At 60.4% G+C, this 16,025-nt stretch carries 15 protein-coding genes; 9 read left to right on the top strand and 6 right to left on the bottom strand.

Annotation, left to right across the window (positions count from 1 at the left end):
• The first annotated feature begins 67 nt into the window (after positions 1–67).
• From BSZ35_RS05895 to BSZ35_RS05860, 8 genes are all read left to right on the top strand, one after another.
• Positions 68–1,735, top strand: coding sequence for a S41 family peptidase (locus BSZ35_RS05895; protein ID WP_105011569.1), 1,668 nt, complete (start codon positions 68–70; stop codon positions 1,733–1,735).
• Between the two features lie 571 nt (positions 1,736–2,306).
• Positions 2,307–3,047, top strand: a complete 741-nt coding sequence (locus tag BSZ35_RS05890) for a MotA/TolQ/ExbB proton channel family protein (protein ID WP_105011568.1) — start codon at positions 2,307–2,309, stop codon at positions 3,045–3,047.
• Between the two features lie 101 nt (positions 3,048–3,148).
• A complete protein-coding gene (locus BSZ35_RS05885; RefSeq protein ID WP_105011567.1) occupies positions 3,149–3,436 on the top strand; it encodes a hypothetical protein in 288 nt (95 codons plus the stop codon).
• A gap of 60 nt (positions 3,437–3,496) precedes the next feature.
• Positions 3,497–4,102 carry a biopolymer transporter ExbD gene (locus BSZ35_RS05880; protein WP_105011566.1) on the top strand — a complete coding sequence of 202 codons (606 nt, stop codon included), beginning with the start codon at positions 3,497–3,499 and terminating at the stop codon, positions 4,100–4,102.
• Between the two features lie 50 nt (positions 4,103–4,152).
• The gene (locus BSZ35_RS05875; RefSeq protein ID WP_105011565.1) at positions 4,153–4,614 is read left to right on the top strand and encodes a biopolymer transporter ExbD; all 462 of its coding nucleotides are present in this window, start codon (positions 4,153–4,155) and stop codon (positions 4,612–4,614) included.
• Between the two features lie 320 nt (positions 4,615–4,934).
• Entirely contained in the window at positions 4,935–5,957 is a 1,023-nt protein-coding gene (locus BSZ35_RS05870) for an isocitrate/isopropylmalate family dehydrogenase (RefSeq protein ID WP_105011564.1), read from the top strand.
• A gap of 248 nt (positions 5,958–6,205) precedes the next feature.
• The gene (locus BSZ35_RS05865; protein WP_105011563.1) at positions 6,206–6,631 is read left to right on the top strand and encodes a DUF4293 family protein; all 426 of its coding nucleotides are present in this window, start codon (positions 6,206–6,208) and stop codon (positions 6,629–6,631) included.
• A gap of 61 nt (positions 6,632–6,692) precedes the next feature.
• A complete protein-coding gene (locus BSZ35_RS05860) occupies positions 6,693–7,661 on the top strand; it encodes a DMT family transporter (protein ID WP_105011562.1) in 969 nt (322 codons plus the stop codon).
• Here the strand turns inward: BSZ35_RS05860 and BSZ35_RS05855 are convergent.
• Positions 7,610–8,674, bottom strand: a complete 1,065-nt coding sequence (locus BSZ35_RS05855; RefSeq protein WP_258096094.1) for a glycosyltransferase family 2 protein — start codon at positions 8,672–8,674, stop codon at positions 7,610–7,612. The two genes, BSZ35_RS05860 and BSZ35_RS05855, sit on opposite strands and share 52 nt — an antisense overlap.
• Positions 8,675–9,061: 387 nt before the next feature.
• Between BSZ35_RS05855 and BSZ35_RS05850 the strand changes: the two genes are divergently transcribed.
• Positions 9,062–11,014, top strand: a complete 1,953-nt coding sequence (locus BSZ35_RS05850) for an ATP-dependent DNA helicase RecQ (RefSeq protein WP_105011560.1) — start codon at positions 9,062–9,064, stop codon at positions 11,012–11,014.
• Positions 11,015–11,417: 403 nt separating this feature from the next.
• On the opposite strand, the gene BSZ35_RS05845 is transcribed toward BSZ35_RS05850, so the two are convergent.
• The 5 genes from BSZ35_RS05845 to BSZ35_RS05825 form a co-directional block, all read right to left on the bottom strand.
• Positions 11,418–11,789: a DUF4296 domain-containing protein gene (locus BSZ35_RS05845; protein ID WP_181149199.1), complete on the bottom strand. Its 372-nt coding sequence runs from the start codon at positions 11,787–11,789 to the stop codon at positions 11,418–11,420.
• 47 nt (positions 11,790–11,836) lie between these two features.
• Complete coding sequence (locus tag BSZ35_RS05840) at positions 11,837–12,994, bottom strand: DUF4837 family protein (protein ID WP_105011558.1); 1,158 nt, start codon at positions 12,992–12,994, stop codon at positions 11,837–11,839.
• Positions 12,995–13,025: 31 nt separating this feature from the next.
• On the bottom strand, positions 13,026–13,850 hold the full coding sequence (gene trpA, locus BSZ35_RS05835; RefSeq protein WP_105011557.1) for a tryptophan synthase subunit alpha: 825 nt from the start codon (positions 13,848–13,850) through the stop codon (positions 13,026–13,028).
• Between the two features lie 116 nt (positions 13,851–13,966).
• Positions 13,967–15,187: a tryptophan synthase subunit beta gene (gene trpB, locus BSZ35_RS05830; RefSeq protein WP_105011556.1), complete on the bottom strand. Its 1,221-nt coding sequence runs from the start codon at positions 15,185–15,187 to the stop codon at positions 13,967–13,969.
• A 136-nt stretch (positions 15,188–15,323) separates the two neighbouring features.
• The gene (locus BSZ35_RS05825) at positions 15,324–15,977 is read right to left on the bottom strand and encodes a phosphoribosylanthranilate isomerase (RefSeq protein ID WP_105011555.1); all 654 of its coding nucleotides are present in this window, start codon (positions 15,975–15,977) and stop codon (positions 15,324–15,326) included.
• Positions 15,978–16,025: the final 48 nt, after the last annotated feature.

Below are 16,025 nucleotides of genomic sequence, written 5' to 3'. Positions count from 1 at the left end.
TCGCTCTTGCATTGTTGATACAAACGAGCGGCATTCACCAGCACGTCGGTTCAGTCTTTACGGTGGCATGAAGCGGACGACCTTTGCACTGGTCGGCATCGGGCTCGTTCTTCTCGGGGCGGTACTGGGCCAATGGGTTCACGACGTCTCGCTTGATGATTCGGAGCCCACAGCAGTTCGGACGCTGGAAAATGCGTATGACATTATCCGGTCGTCCTACGTTGAGCCGGTCCCGCCCGGCAGTCTCACCACGGCGTCCATCGAGGCGATGCTGAAGCCGCTGGATCGTTACTCGGTGTACATCTCCCCGGAGCAGATGAGACGGGTCGAAGAGACGTTTCAAGGTTCGTTTGAAGGGATTGGAATCACGTATGAGCTCATCGACGGGCCGAACGGGCAAGATACCATTGCCGTCACGTCCGTTTTGTCAGGAGGGCCGAGCGCAGAGGCGGGGCTCCGCGCCGGGGATCGGATCGTAGAGGTCAACGGCACGAGCGCCGTCGGGTGGTCGCATGAGCGCATTCGGACCCGACTGAAGGGCCCGAAGGGAAGCACCGTGTCCGTAACCCTGCGGCGCCCCGCCCACCCCAACCGGATTGAGGCGCAGATTACCCGCGACACGGTGCCGTTGGAGACGGTAGATGCGGCGTACATGGTCTCGGATCGCACAGGCTACGTGAAGCTGAGTCGATTTGCGCGCACCACCCACCGTGAGCTGACCGACGCATTGAAGATGTTGGAGGACAATGGGATGGATCGGCTCGTGCTCGACCTACGGGGGAACGCGGGCGGTCTTATGTCGATGGCCGAGAAGGTGGCCGACGAGTTTCTGGTGGATGGACAAATGATCGTGACGGCTCGCAGCCGACACGACGAGTTTGGGAGCGTCCGGTACGCAACGGGAGAAGGACGCTTTGAGCAGTCCCCTCTCATTGTGCTCGTGGACGGACGGTCGGCGTCGGCGAGTGAGATTGTCGCGGGAGCCCTTCAGGATCACGACCGTGCGCTTCTGGTGGGAGAGCGGACCTTTGGCAAGGGCCTGGTTCAGCGGCAATTTCCCCTCCGCGGCGACAGCGGGCTTCGGCTCACCGTGGCTCGATTCTACACCCCGTCGGGGCGACGCGTCCAGCGATCAGAGGAGGACGACTCGCTGGGGGTCACCGACTCTGTACGTTCGCTGAATCGTTCCGAGGTGCCGGACTCGCTTGTCTACCATACAGATGCAGGACGTGCCGTCATCGGAGGCGGCGGGATTCAACCGGATGAAACTGTGGACGGCACGCAGCGGAATGCCTATCGGCGAGCGGTGGAGGCTCGAGGACTCATTCGAGCATTTGCCCGGCAGTGGGGAGACGCACATGCGGATTCGCTTCGCTCTCGGTGGGGGGGGAGGCCGGAGGCATTTGCGACGCAATTCCAACTTCCGACCAGTGTGTACCCGGCCTTTGTCCGGCATGCAGCGGAGCAGGGGGCAGGCACAATGGAGGCCCAATCGGTTCCTGCAGAGACACATGCGGGAGATCCATCGGGGCAAGCCACACGCACGCAGATGCCGACCCGCATCCGGGAGGCCCAGACCGGGATCGAAACCATGATCAAGAGCCATATCGGGCGACGCCTCTTCGGGCTGTCCATGTTTTTTCGGGTTCAGAATACAACGGATCCGGTGCTGGAAGAGGCACTGCGATCGTGGCCGACCGCTGAACGCTGGTCTGACCGGTATCCCGTCCAATAACCTCTCCTTTGACGAAGTCCCACGTGTCGCTTTGCGAACCCACCCCCCGATGGTCAACTGGGGGCACAGTCATGAATCGTTTGTCCCTGAGCGGCTCGAAATCAATACAGGAATTGGATGAAGCGGAGGGACACGGCAGTTCATATTAAAATTTTTGTAGAGACCGACGGCTATGTGGAGCCGAAGGGCGTTTGCCCGAAAGCCGCACGGCATAGTGCGGTCGGGCACGGGCCCATTTACCCCAAATGAGGATGAGACCCGGCTACGGGTGTAAGGGAAGATCCCCAGATAAAGTGTTTCCCCCGCAAAAACACGTTGACAAGCTATGTTTGGCTACCTATACTAGTGCAGTGTGGAGCCAAGACCGCTCATTGTGGTTGCTGCGTGCTTTCCACACTCTTGCCCTACGATAAAACTCGTGCATGCCCTCCAACGTCTCGCGGATCGGCGTCTGTGCTGTGGAAGCGGTTCAGAACCCCGATGGCGAGCTGCTCTGCGCTTTTTTGCGTGCACGAGATCCACTTGCATGATTGTTTACCCGATCACAGACTCGACAGAGGACTAGCCACCTATGGTGATTCTGGATAAGTTGACGGCATACCTGCTCCTCCTTCTTCCACAGGCCAGTGGGGGAGGAGCGATTAACGTACTCGTTGAACGATTTAATGAGGGTGGGCCCTGGATGTGGCCCGTGCTCATCTGCCTGATTATCGGGCTCGCGATCTCGTTCGAGCGAATTATTTCGCTCAACCTGGCGGACATTAACACCCAGGCCTTTCTCCAGCGCGTGAAGGAGGCGCTCGAGGATGGTGGCATTCCGGCAGCCGAGAACGTGTGCGCTAAGAAGCGCGGACCTGTTGCTTCGGTCTTTCAGGCCGGGCTGCTTCGAGCCGATGAAGGCGTGGACGCCGTCGAAGAGGCAGTCGTCTCGTACGGCTCCATCGAGATGAGCTTTCTTGAGCGCGGCCTCGTGTGGCTCTCGCTCTTTATTAGCGTGGCGCCGATGCTCGGCTTCCTCGGCACGGTGATTGGAATGATTCAGGCCTTCGACGCCATTGAGAGTGCTGGTGACATTTCCCCGCGCCTCGTGGCCGGCGGTATTAAGGTGGCCCTGCTGACCACCGCGTTCGGACTTATCGTGGCCGTCATCCTCCAGTTCTTCTACAACTACGCCGTGTCCAAGATCGACCGCATCGTGGCTGAGATGGAAGATGCCTCCATCGAGCTCGTGGACGCGCTTGTGGCGCTCGAACGGGGAGAATCTGTGACGGGCGAGAAGGCCATTCCGGAGAGCGTGGGCGAAAACGAGTAGCCCCTTTGGCAACGGAGCTCCTCCGAGGTCGGGTGTGTAGCTCGATCTCGGGGAGTTTCTCCTCACACTGCCCGCACTGAGAATAGAACACGACGACATTTATGAGTAACGTAATCCTTCCGATCGCTCTCTGGGCTGCCATCGGCCTTGCTGGGCTGAGTGTTTTGGTGATGGGCCTCTCGGGACTCCGGAGCGTCTGGTACGGAAAGGTGCAGCCCCTCACCATTGCCATCATCGCTATTCCCGGGGTGGTGGTTGTGGTTCTCGGGTTGACAATGGAAACTTGGGTGCAGGCTGGGATTTATACTCTTGTCACCATGTTTGCACTCCTCCTCCTTGGAATGGTCGCAACGGGACTGCGCCAAGCCTTCCAGAGCGCCTTTAGTTAAGGAGAGGCAAGGAGGACTGTCCCACCACCGAATTCCGTTTCATCGGCGCCATTAGATCCTATGGCTGGACTGCTTGACAAACGACGCGAAGACCGGGACGAGGCGGAGATTCCCACGGCGGGAATGGCCGATATTGCGTTTCTCCTCCTCATCTTCTTCCTGGTGACGACGACGATTAATGTCGACACCGGGATTGGGATGACGCTTCCCCCGGAGCTGAATCCCGACCAGAAGCCTCCGCCCGTGAAAGAGCGGAATCTCTTCAAGATTCTGGTGAATGCTCAGGGGGAGCTACTCGTTGAGGAGGAGCCTGCAAGTATCGGACAACTCCGCCGGCGAGTGAAAGAACACGTGACGAACTACGGGAGCGATCCGGATCTTGCGGTGAGCCCCGACAAGGCCGTCATCTCGATTAAGACGGACGCGCAAACTCCGTACAACACGTACATCGAGGTCCTCGACGAGGTCTGGATGGCCTACCGGGAGATTTGGGATCAGATCGCGCAGACGGGCCGAACGCCTGTAAAGGGGGAGTCTGTGGATCTGGGGAAGACCTATAGCAACTATCAGGAGTACTACAACACCCTGGAACCAGGGGACGATAACAAAATCCGGGACGCTTTTGGAGCGCAGATCTCCATTGCTGAGCCGGACACCGGGGAGTAGTGCCCTCGCTCTCCCTTTGCCGTACCTTTTTGGATTGAGTTCACAGTACTATGGCTAAGTTCCAGCGTGGAAGTTCAGACACCGAGCCGGAGTTTACGACGGCCTCGCTGCCGGACATTGTGTTTATGCTCCTGATCTTCTTCATGGTATCGACGGTCCTTCGGGAGCAGGACATCAAAGTGCGCACGCAGCTTCCTCAGGCCGAAGCCCTCACCAAGATTGATCAGAAGCGTCTGATCTCGAAGATCCACATTGGGCCGCTAAAGCAAGGAGATAGTCAGGGAGAAACGGCCATCCAGATCGACGATGCTCTGATCGAGAATCGCAAGGCGATCCGGAACATCATGTATAACAAGCTTCAGCAACAGCCGAAGCTGATCGCCTCTCTGAAGGTTGACCAGGAGTCTGAGATGGAGATTGTCAATGAAGTGCAGCAGGAGCTTCGCAAGGCCGGTGCCCTCCGCATTAACTACTCTTCCAACCGAGAAGGACCTCCCGGCAGTGGAAACTAAGTTTCCAATACGCTTCCGAAAAAAAGCCCTGCTTTCCGGCAGGGCTTTTTTATTTTGGGGGATTGGAGAAAACAATACCATCTACACACAGCACAAGCCGTTCTTAGAACAGGCTGTGCTATAGAAAGGGGCAGGCAGCTGCAGAAAGTGCTGTCGGATTCCCGATTGACGTTTTTTTGGTCGTTTTGCTGGTCTCCACTCCGTAGGTTTATCGTGTAGGGGGCTTGGAGAAAAAGGTTGAGGAGAACACCTCTTGCTCAGCCGATTGCACACCCAAGCGTCCTCCCTTTCGGGGTTTTGACGAATCAGTTACGAGTACCATGTCACACACGATCACACTGCTTCCTGGAGACGGTATTGGACCGGAGGTTACCGAAGCCACTGTGCAGGTTATTGAGGCCGCAGGGGTGGACGTGAGCTGGGATCGCCATCGCATCATTGGGCAGACTGCCGTTGAGCGTGGACGTCCCGCCCTTCCACCAGATATCATCGATTCGATCCAATCGACGGGGATTGCCTTGAAGGGCCCGGTCACTACACCGGTCGGACAGGGGTTTACAAGCGTGAATGTGCAGCTCCGCCAGCGGCTTGATCTCTACGCAAACGTGCGTCCCTGTGCAGCGCTTCCGGGGATCGAAACGCCCTTTGATGAGACAGACCTCATCATCTTTCGGGAGAATACGGAAGGGCTCTATTCCGGCATTGAGCACTATGACGAGCGGCTCGAGATCGCAGACTCGATCGCACGGGTCACGAAGCGGGGCTCGGAGCGCATCATTCGATTCTGTTTCGAGTATGCGAAGCAACATGGTCGAGAGCACGTGACCCTTGCCCATAAGGCCAACATCCTGAAGAAGTCCTCTGGACTGTTCCTTGACGTTGGACGCGAGGTGGCCGCCGAGTACCCAGGGATCACCTTCGACGATCGCATCATCGATGCCCTGTGCATGGATCTCGTGATGCATCCGGAGGAGTACGACTGCATCGTAAGCACAAACCTGTTTGGGGACATTCTAAGCGACCTTGCCGCCGGTCTTGTCGGAGGGCTTGGGGTGACCGCTGGGGCGAATATTGGAGACGACTATGCCGTGTTTGAGGCCGTGCACGGAAGTGCGCCCGACATTGCGGGACAGAACATCGCAAATCCCACGGCGCTCATTCAGTCGGCCATCATGATGCTTCGTCACCTGGAGGAGACTGCAGCCGCGAATGCTATTGAAGAGGCCGTGCTGGCCCTGTATGAAGAGGGCGCACCCCTCACCCCCGACGTGGGCGGAGACGCAAGCACATCTGAGTTTGCTGATGCTCTTGCAGATCGGGTGGCTAGTCGGGTGGGAGCATAGGACGCGTCGGGGGACGTGCTCCCAGCGCGACCGTCGGTGTAGACGAGGAAACGTGTTGGGAGTACGTGGACGCTTTGTTCTCTGAGCGTCGGTTTTTTGCGGAGTTCGCGCAGAACGATCCCTCCGGTTGTCCGGTACCCCGCTACGAAGTAGGGTCTCCCTTCAAGGGGCAGTGGGCTCTGTCTTTCCCCTGGGGAGAGCCCCGTCCTCCGACCGTTTTTCAGTGTTCGACGACGAATTCCGACAGCATGATTCAGCGTATCCAGACTGTTTATCTGTTTCTTGGTGCCCTTGCCCTCATGGCCTTTGGGGTGTTCGACCTGCCGTGGAATAGTGCGGCGGCCTCTACTCACGTCTGGTTTGTTCCCTCCCTGATTGGTCTCCTCGTCCTTACGTCGGGGACGGCCCTCTGGTCAATTTTTCTCTACGAGGATAGAGAACGGCAGCGCACAGTCGTAGTCGGGGTGCAGTTGGGGACGGTTCTCGTCGCTGGGGTTTTGTACGGTGGGCTGTACCTCACGTCTGAGCTGACATTCACGGGGCCGCAGGGAGTTGACTGGGGCCGGGCCTCCGTGCTGGCGCTTCCGATTTTGGCTTATGGGCTCTTCTTCCTCGCCCGCCGGGGCATCAATCACGACATTGAACTGGTGAAGTCAATGGATCGGCTCCGCTAGTTCGTTCCTGTGCGTGATTATTGGACGTCGCGTGTCGCTCTCTTTCCAGCGGCTGATGCCTATGTCGAAGTGGTCGGCACGAATTTATGTCTTGCTCATCCTCGGGGTGCTGAGTTTTACCCTGGCTCCCATTCTCGTCCGGCTCGCGGGAGATGTACCGGGCCTCATGATTGCCGTGTGGCGGACCGTGACGGCGGCAGGCGTGCTTCTTCCGGTTGCCGTGGCACGACAGGAAACAGTGGAGGAAATGAAACAGCTTTCCGGGCGAGACGGCCTCCTCATACTCGTAAGTGGGGTCTTCCTCGGGTTGCACTTCATTACCTGGATTGAGTCGCTATACCACACGACCGTGGCGAGTGCATCGGTCTTCGTTACGTCCAGTCCGCTCATGCTTGCGGGCCTTGGATATGTCGTGCTTGGGGAACGCCTGGCCCGCACGACAATTGCGGCGATCATTGTGGCGGTGTTGGGGGCCGCTACCATTGGATGGGCGGATGCCGGTAGTGTGACGCTCGGACAGGGAGCCCTTTGGGGCAACGCGCTTGCCCTCGGCGCGGCGGCACTCGTAAGTGTCTATCTGCTCATTGGGCGCGTTGTGCGACAGCAGGTGTCGTGGCTCGCCTACGTGACTCCCCTTTATACGGTGGCAGCTATTACCGCCGTAGGGGCCGCTATGATGAAAGGGACGCCGCTCTTCGGCTACTCCTGGCGTGTGTACGGCCTATGTGTCGCGTTGGCTCTTGGGCCGCAGGTGCTGGGACACGGCTCGTTTAACTACGCCGTACAGCAGGTGTCGGCGGCGATTGTCGGCATGCTGGCGCTGTTGGAGCCGGTGGGCGCCTCTCTCTTTGCGTATGTTCTCTTTGGAGAAGTGCCGCCCGTCCTATCGATTGCGGGAATGCTCGTCGTTCTGGCAGCTGTAGCGGTCGTCGTATGGCGCCGAAATCGGGCCCCCGCCAGGAGCGATGAGTCGCTGGATCATCGGGAGGACGATGGGGAGGGAGCTGTGCGGTCGGGGCCGAGAAACTGATGGGGCGGAAGGGAGGCGAAGGTTGTGCGGTTTCGGAGAAAGTAGTCGAGTGGGATGAGGCCCCGATAGGGCGGGAGGACCACAGAATCAGTTTCCGCCGGACGCGTATCGGTATAGTAGCGGTGCATCTGGGCCGCGTCGCGGTATGCTCGGAGGATGGCCGTCGCTTCGTCCATCCGCCCTGCGGCGACGGTCCGTCCCAGCGCGGCCAGGTCGCAGGCCACACGGAGCGGAATCGTTTTGCGCCATTCGGAGGGCGGGAGATTCTTGTAGAGCAACAGCAGGCTGTTGCGAAAGTTGTAGTATGCCTTCCGGGGGGACCCTTGGGGGAGAGACGCGCCGCCGATGTGGTACACGGTGCTCTTGGGCTGGACCCGCACCCGATAGCCGTGGCGCTGCAATCGCCAGCAGAGATCGATCTCCTCCATGTGCATCTTAAAGCGTTCGTCGAGGAGGCCCACCTCATTGAGGGCTGTGCGGCGGAGCAGGAGTGCTGCGCCTGTGGCCCAAAAAACGTCGCACGGGTCGTCGTACTGTCCGCGGTCCGTCTCCATCGTGTCGAACATGCGGCCCCGAGTAAAGGGATAGCCCACCCGGTCGAGGAATCCCCCCGCGGCTCCTGCGTATTCGAATTGATCCCGATCGTCGTACTGCAGAAGCTTCGGCTGCACAGCCCCGACGTCGTCGTGGGTTTGCATCGTTTCGACGAGCGGGTGCAGCCAGCCGGGCGGGACCTCCACGTCGTTGTTGAGGAGGAGGACGTACTCGCCTGTTGCGTGCGGCAGGGCCGCGTTATTGCCGCGGCAGAAGAGCCAGTTTTCCGGATGACGCACGATCTTTACGGAGGGATACTCTCGGGCAATCCAGGCGGCGGAGCCGTCCGTCGAGGCATTGTCTGCGAAAATGATCTCCAGATTGGGGTACTCGGTCGCGACGACGGAGGGGAGGCACTTTTCAATCACCGACCGGGCGTTCCACGAAACGATAATGACAGAAACGCGAGGGACAGCCATCGAGGGGGGCAGTCGTGTGAAAAGCAAGACGGACATGCGGACGACTCAAGGAGCACGCACGCGGGTACTGAGAGTGGTACCGGAGTTCGCGGTGCTCCTCGTACGTTCACTATATGTGTTGCCCAATTGATGGGGAGGCAGTGTAGCGCCTCCGGAGGGCCGACGAGAGACGCCGGCACATCAGACGCCCGAAAACATAACACGGAGCGCCCGCAGTTTGCAGGTTGAGTGCGCAAATCCGGTGAGATTCCACAGTTTTCAGCTTGTGCCACACGACTCTGTCAATCTGTGGAGAAGGGGGGAGGAGCACGGGCGTCTGGAGATAAGGGAAAATGGATCAAGGTCTTGCATGGATTGGACGTTCCGGTACGCTAATTTCTCGACTGAATGACGGACGACGACGCGCCCACCATTTCGGACGCCCGGCACCTCATGCGCCGGACGTGGGGCTACGAGTCCTTTCGGCCGGGGCAGGAAGAGGTGCTGTCGGCCGTGCTCAACGGAGAAGATGTGCTCGGCGTGCTGCCCACCGGGGGCGGCAAGTCCCTGTGCTACCAGATCCCGGCGCTTCTGTCGGACGGCTTTGTTCTGGTGCTCTCGCCCCTCATTGCCCTCATGCAGGATCAGGTAGAGGGGCTTCGGGCCCAGGGCATTGACGCTACCTTTATCAACAGTACCCTGACGGGGTACGAGGTGGAGCAGCGCTGGACCGATGTGGAGCACGGGCGGTACGACCTGCTCTATATGGCGCCGGAGCGTCTTTCTACGGAGGTCTTTCAGGCCCGGGCCGACCGGCTTGACGTCTCGCTCCTAGCCGTCGATGAGGCGCACTGTGTAAGCGAGTGGGGGCATCACTTCCGGCCGGACTACCGAGAGATTCCGGAGGCGCGAGCACAGATCGGCGAGCCCCCCACCATGGCCGTCACGGCCACGGCCACGCCGGCCGTGCGGGACGACGTGGTGGACTTGCTCGACATGCCGGACGCGGTGGAGGTGGTTCGCGGGTTTGACCGTCCCAATATCGTGTGGTCGGTCTTTCGGACTGAGCACAAGTGGGCTCAACTCCGCGATGTCGTGGAGGGCGTCGAAGGGACTGGCATCGTGTATGCGGCTACCCGGCGAGGGGTGAAGCGATGGACGAAGCGGCTCCGCAGCGCAGGGGTAGCGGCGACAGGATACCACGGGCGTATGGCGGCCGCTGAGCGGGAGAAGCGGCAACAGGCGTGGCTCGACGGCGAAGTGCGCGTGATGGTCGCGACCAACGCGTTTGGGATGGGCATTGACAAGCCCGACGTGCGCTTCGTGGTTCATGCTGCTATGCCGGACTCGTTGGAGGCGTACTATCAGGAGGCTGGACGGGCCGGCCGAGACGGAGAGCAGGCCTACGCCGTGTTGCTGTTTCAGGAGCCCGATGCTGAGACCCAGGAGTCGATGCTTGAGGCCTCGCACCCAACGGCGGAAGAGGTGCGGACCGTCTACGATGCGGTGTGCAATGTGGGGCAGGTCCCGCTTGGCTCCGAGCCGGAGGAGCCGCTCGTGGTGGACCGAAAGGTGGTGCAGAAGATCACGGAGTTCTCGCGGACGAAGGTGCGTACTGCCGTCGAGTTGCTTGATCGGCAAGGGGCGTGGCGGCGGCTCCCCAACCGGCGGCATTACGGACTCATCCGCTTTCGGGAAGGGGCGGGTGCCGTCCGTCAGTACGCAAACGGCCTGGACAACCGGGCGCTTGCACGCTTTGTGCGTACGCTCCTGCGCCTGGTCCACGCGGATGCCTTCTCAGAGTGGTGGCCCCTCGACGTGCGGACCGTGGCCCGCCGCACTGAACTCTCCCGAGAGCGACTTGGGCGAGGACTGCAGTACCTGGAGGAACGAGGTCTTTTGGAGTGGCGTCCTCCCGGCGATGCGTTGCAGGTGGACCTCTGCTTTCCTCGGGCAAAGAAGCTGCCGGTAGACGACCGAGCGGTTCAAAACGCTCGTCAGCGCGCCGAGACGCGGCTGACGTACATGCTGCGCTACGCCCGTTCCGTGTCGTGTCGACGACACTTTTTGCTCACGTACTTCGGCGAACGGAGTGCGGAGCAGTGCGGGGCCTGCGACGTGTGCCTGGGGCGTCACGAGGCGCCGGTAGTGACCCCGGAGGACGAGTCGGTCTTGCGCGCTATCGTGCAGCGGATCGGCGATGCTGTGCCACGGGAGGAGTGGTTCGACGAGGCGCCAGTGCCCCGGCACCGCGTGGATGCGCTCGTGAACTGGCTCGTCGAACGGGGATGGGTGACAATGGACGATCCGCTGGACGGAACGTTTTCGCTTACCGACGACGGGAGGGCATGGGTCGATTGAGCTTCCGCGATGTCGTTCCCTCAACCGCCTGCGAGGGGCCGGGGGCCGGTCGGGCCAACGAGATCGCTTCCCCGGACAGACTCGTTATGCCAACTCCGGGACCTCTATTCCGGTAGGAAGCAGGCTTCCGTAGCGCCGTTGGACTATAGGATTGCGAGATTATCCACCGGATGTGATGGATGCCCCTTTGTAGCGTCGTTGGACTCCAACGACGCTACAAAGAGAATATTGACCTTTGCAGAAGACGGAAATCCAGTGCCGGGGGGCGCTCCTGCGGTTAATCTCGTAAAGGCACACTCCAACGGCGCTCCTGATGCCATCTTTGACGGCGCCGACGATCCGAGAGATTTTTGCGTATTGCACTGCCGGACCTCCTACCTGAAGTCTGCAGCAGGATTTTGTATTACTCCGAAGGGGCCGACGAGGAGCCGCGGTCTGGAGGGGGCTGAGGAGCGTCGTCGTACGGATTTTGCCGAAGCCTACTCTCAATCGCCTTGAGGGTGTCGATTACGGTATTGTACAGGGCATCAAATGCCTTCGGATTGCGACTGTAGTGGCGGAGTGTAGCCTCAAAGTCACTCCGTTGGACGTCGTGACGCGCAAATACCGAATCTTTTAGTCCATCCGGAAGGGTCCCCACGTGACTCCGCCGGGCGTTGGCGAGGTGCAACTCGACCAGTACCTTCGTCATCGTGGTGTCCGGCACTCGGGAATTGTTGGATGAAAAGGAGGAGCAGGCCGTTAGGCCCGCCGACGCAAGGAGCAGAGCAGACATCAAGAGTACGGGCAGATGCCGCCACGGAGAAGACAGGACGGATTGCATTACTCTGTGGAAGCAACTGTTGCCGAGTCTGTCGCCTGATCCAGGTCTTCGCGAGTACGGAAAGTATTGGCCATCACTTCCATTTGGCGGAGGAATTGCAGCTTGTCGAAGTCCGGGGCGAAGACCGATCCGTGGAGCAGGTACAGGCGGTCGGTGGGCTGGTCATAGAAGGCGTATGCCAAAAAGGGACCGCCTCCGCCCACGCTCATAAACTCCCCTTCGTTTTCTCCCGGTTTCACCATGTGCCAGAGTCCCCGTGTCTTGTAGCCGTACCGGCTGAGCACGTTGGTCTGGCTCGTTTCGAGGGAGCGCCGATAATCAATCCGGACGAAGCCGGAGACGCTGCCGCGCAGGTACTCTTGCGTGAGGGAGTCGTGGGTTGTGTAGACCCATTCGGGCGAGAGTTGGCTCGGAGAGGCGTTTTCCTCGTAGTAGACGAAGAATTCGCGCCGTGTGCGGGCCAGGACGCGACGCAGCCACACAAAGCCGCTGGAGGCCGACATGGTGTCGATGGCGATCTGGAAATCGTGCTGCACATTAACGGCAAAGTCGTGCCGTTGCATGAGACTGTCCTCCAAGGCGAACTGACGGGCGTCCTCGTACATCTCTCGCTCCATTCGGGCAAGGGTGATCTCCTTGAACGTGCGCCTGATCTCCTCCCCCTGCTTTTTGAGCACCTGTTCGAGATCGTCGGCAGTGGCGGCCGTTACGAAAAATACCCGCTGGCTCCGACGCCAGAGATCGGGTTTGCCAACGACGGCGGATTGCCCGTTCTGGATTGCCTGTTTTGCTTCCTCCGAGAGGCGGCGCCGAAGAAAATTAGCCTCGTTGGTCGAGTCGCTGAGCGGAGCGGCGATCACGACGTTCTTCAGGTCCTGAATGCTCTCATACGCTCGCTCGGAGGAAAGCTCCAGATGGCGAATTTCAAAGTAGCGTTCAGGTTGCGGCAGGGTCTCGATCCAGGGCGTCACGGTGGCACGAAACGTGTCGCCCACGGCGCCGGTCCAGAGGGAACTGTCCATCACGACGGTGACCTCTCCTTCCTTGCCGATGGCACGCGGCCGGTAGTCGCCGTCGCAGCCCACTACTAGGGCCAGCACAAATGCAAGGGAACCGGCAAGGAGGGCGAACCGGACGTCGAGAAAACGATCGACCATGATCACGATTGTCAGAGGAAGTAGGAAGCAATTACGAGGCCGTAGCGGGAGTGCCGTATTTGAGGCGCCGCGCAAACGCCTCAACGGCGTCCAGGCGGTCGTCCATCGTGTGCGTATCGTCGGCCCAAAGTTCATCGACGGTGTTGATGAGGGCCGACCCCACAATGAACCCGTCAGTATGACGACTCAACCGCATTGCGTCCTCGTGTGTTTTAATACCAAAGCCCACGAGCAATGGATTGTGCTGCACCAACTCGCGGGCGCGTTCCAGATAGGCATCGACGGAGGGGGTTCCCGATAAGTCGCTACCGGTAAGGCCCGTTACGCTCACGGCGTAGACGAAGCCGGTGGCGCGCCGGTCGACGGCCCGAATGCGGTCGTCGGAGGAGTTGGGAGCGATCAAGAAGACGAGGTCCAGGTTGTACTCCGAAGCCGCGTCGGTGAGAGACGCGCTTTCTTCAGGGGGAAGGTCGGGGAGGATGAGGCCGTCGACGCCGGCCGCGGCCGCGTCCCGGCAGAAGGCCTCCACGCCGTACTTGAGGACGGGGTTGACGTAGCCCATCAACAGGAGGGGGGTGTCGCTCTCCGCTCGAAACGTTTCGGCTCGGCGGAAGGTGTCCTGCATTTGGACGCCGTGGTCGAGGGCGCGGGCGCTGGCCCGCTGGATGGGGCGCCCCTCAGCGAGCGGGTCGCTAAACGGCATGCCGAGCTCAATGAAGTCGACGCCGCCGCGATCGAGGGCGTGGAGGAGCGGCACGGTGGCGTCTGGTTCGGGGAAGCCGTCGGTAAGGAAGAGGCCCATTGCCTTCTCGTTGCGGGCCTGCAGCTCGTCAAACGTCGAGTCGAGTCGAGACATTCTAGGAGGGCGTGTGTGAGGGTGAAAGTATGGGCGTGGAGGCAAGGGCGCTGAAGCAGTAGGGAAGAGCGTATGTTAACGCCGCTCTCCTGCGACGCCCACACGCCCAGACGCAATCACAGGTGCTTCGCGATGGTGTCCATGTCCTTGTCGCCCCGGCCGGAGCAGTTGAAGACGATCACGGCGTCGTCCCCTCGTTCTTCGGCCAGCGACCGGGCCAGGTCTGGCAAGAGGTGCATCGCGTGGGCCGTTTCGAGGGCAGGGATGATGCCTTCGGTTTCGGAGAGGAGCTTCACGCCCTGCAGGGCGTCCTCGTCGGTGACCGGATGGTACGTGACGCGCTCCGTGTCGCGGAGGTAAGCGTGCTCGGGTCCGACGCCGGGATAATCGAGGCCGGCCGAGAGAGAATGAGCAAGCTCAATTTGTCCTTCGTCGTTCTGCAGGAGGTAGCTCATCGCGCCGTGCAGAACGCCCGGCGAGCCCTTTGCGAGTGTGGCGGCGTGGTTGCCATGGAGGCCTTCCCCGGCGGCCTCGGCGCCGTGCATCTGCACGTACTCATCGTCGAGGAAGGGGTGAAAGATGCCCATCGCGTTCGACCCGCCGCCCACGCAGGCCACAATAGCATCCGGCGTTTCTCGCCCTTCCACCTCCCGCAGCTGGGCGCGGGTTTCTGTACCGATAACGCGGTGGAAGTCCCGAACCATCATCGGGTAGGGATGAGGGCCGACGACGGAGCCGATGATGTAGAACGTATCGTCCGGGTTCGACACCCAGTCGCGAATGGCTTCGCTCGTGGCCTCCTTCAGGGTCTCACTGCCCGTGGTGACTTCTCGCACCTCGGCTCCGAGCAGCCGCATGCGCTCCACGTTGAGGCGCTGGCGCTCGATGTCCTCCGCTCCCATGTAGATGACGCAATCGACCCCAAATTTGGCGCAGACGGTGGCTGTGGCCACGCCATGTTGCCCGGCGCCGGTTTCGGCAATAATGCGTTCCTTCCCCATCCGGGTGGCCAGCATGATCTGGCCGATGGTGTTGTTAATCTTGTGGGCGCCGGTGTGGCAGAGATCCTCGCGCTTGGCGTAGATGCGTGCCCCACCGATCTCTTCGGTCAGCCGCTCGCAGTAGGAGAGCGGTGTGGGACGTCCCACGTATTCGCGGAGATGGTGACGAAACTCTTCTTTGAAGTCGGGGTCGTCCTTGTAGGTTTTGTACGCGGCCCGCAGGTCTTCGAGCACCGGAGTTAGAATTTCGGGCACGAAGGCACCGCCGTACGAACCGAAGTGTCCCGTGTCGTCCGGGGCGGAATATGTCGTCGTAGGGGAGGAAGGCTCAGCCATGAAGCAGAAGGTCGTTTTGAAGGACACCGTTTGTACAGTGATGCATGACACGTGACACGTGATTCTCGTGATCGGCCCCGTTTGGCCGGTTCGTCACGCCTCGCGGCTCACGTATCACGAAAATCGCATTCCGGGACTACGAGTCGGGGTCGTCGGTCATCGTGTTCTTCACGGACCGGAAGGCGTCGAAGAAGGCGTCGATTTTGCCGAAGCTTTTCTCCCCGGGGACGTCTTCAAGGCTGCTCGACAGATCGATGGCAAAGGGGCGCATTGTTTCAACTGCCCGTTGCACATTGTCGGCGTCGATGCCCCCTGCCAGAAAAATGGGATAGTCGGAGGAAAGCTCCCGGGCCAACCGCCAGTTGAACGACTCGCCCGTTCCGCCCCACACGCTGGAGTTGTGAGTATCTAGGAGGAAATACTCGGCCACGTCCTCGTAGCGTTCGAAGAGGGTGCGGAGCTGCTCGGGTGCCGCGTCATTCCGGACGTGGATGGCCTTGATGACCGGACAGTTCACCGCCTCCACGACGTGCGGGGGCTCCTGCCCGTGTAGTTGAGCGAATGCAAAGCCCGCCTCATCGACCGCTGCATTGATCTCGGCGGCCCCGTCGTTCACGAAGACCCCGACCGGTTTGGGACCGTGCACCCACTCAATAATATCGCTGGCGAGGGAGGGAGGGGCATATCGCGGGCTATCCTCGTGTTGCACGAAGCCGAGGTAGTCGGCGCCCGCGCCGGCAAGGTACCGAGCGTCCTCTAGTTCTGTGATGCCGCAGACTTTCAGTTTCATGGTATTGAGGGATGAAGGAATGTAAGTGGGTCACGTACATACGTACAG

Origin of the sequence: Salinibacter sp. 10B, assembly GCF_002954405.1 — a bacterium.
Taxonomy (GTDB): Bacteria; Bacteroidota; Rhodothermia; order Rhodothermales; family Salinibacteraceae; genus Salinibacter.
The sequence above is the reverse complement of the archived record's forward strand: the minus strand, read 5'-3'. Positions and strand labels throughout refer to the sequence as shown.

What these genes read in the sequence shown, in the direction of transcription:
- BSZ35_RS05895 (WP_105011569.1), top strand. Translation starts at nt 68, where the DNA reads ATGAAGCGGACGACCTTTGCACTGGTCGGCATCGGGCTCGTTCTTCTC.
- BSZ35_RS05860 (WP_105011562.1), top strand. Translation starts at nt 6,693, where the DNA reads ATGTCGAAGTGGTCGGCACGAATTTATGTCTTGCTCATCCTCGGGGTG.
- BSZ35_RS05855 (WP_258096094.1), bottom strand. Translation starts at nt 8,674, where the DNA reads ATGGCTGTCCCTCGCGTTTCTGTCATTATCGTTTCGTGGAACGCCCGG.
- BSZ35_RS05865 (WP_105011563.1), top strand. Translation starts at nt 6,206, where the DNA reads ATGATTCAGCGTATCCAGACTGTTTATCTGTTTCTTGGTGCCCTTGCC.
- trpA (WP_105011557.1), bottom strand. Translation starts at nt 13,850, where the DNA reads ATGTCTCGACTCGACTCGACGTTTGACGAGCTGCAGGCCCGCAACGAG.
- BSZ35_RS05885 (WP_105011567.1), top strand. Translation starts at nt 3,149, where the DNA reads ATGAGTAACGTAATCCTTCCGATCGCTCTCTGGGCTGCCATCGGCCTT.
- BSZ35_RS05825 (WP_105011555.1), bottom strand. Translation starts at nt 15,977, where the DNA reads ATGAAACTGAAAGTCTGCGGCATCACAGAACTAGAGGACGCTCGGTAC.
- BSZ35_RS05880 (WP_105011566.1), top strand. Translation starts at nt 3,497, where the DNA reads ATGGCTGGACTGCTTGACAAACGACGCGAAGACCGGGACGAGGCGGAG.
- BSZ35_RS05840 (WP_105011558.1), bottom strand. Translation starts at nt 12,994, where the DNA reads ATGGTCGATCGTTTTCTCGACGTCCGGTTCGCCCTCCTTGCCGGTTCC.
- BSZ35_RS05870 (WP_105011564.1), top strand. Translation starts at nt 4,935, where the DNA reads ATGTCACACACGATCACACTGCTTCCTGGAGACGGTATTGGACCGGAG.
- trpB (WP_105011556.1), bottom strand. Translation starts at nt 15,187, where the DNA reads ATGGCTGAGCCTTCCTCCCCTACGACGACATATTCCGCCCCGGACGAC.
- BSZ35_RS05875 (WP_105011565.1), top strand. Translation starts at nt 4,153, where the DNA reads ATGGCTAAGTTCCAGCGTGGAAGTTCAGACACCGAGCCGGAGTTTACG.
- BSZ35_RS05850 (WP_105011560.1), top strand. Translation starts at nt 9,062, where the DNA reads ATGACGGACGACGACGCGCCCACCATTTCGGACGCCCGGCACCTCATG.
- BSZ35_RS05845 (WP_181149199.1), bottom strand. Translation starts at nt 11,789, where the DNA reads ATGTCTGCTCTGCTCCTTGCGTCGGCGGGCCTAACGGCCTGCTCCTCC.
- BSZ35_RS05890 (WP_105011568.1), top strand. Translation starts at nt 2,307, where the DNA reads ATGGTGATTCTGGATAAGTTGACGGCATACCTGCTCCTCCTTCTTCCA.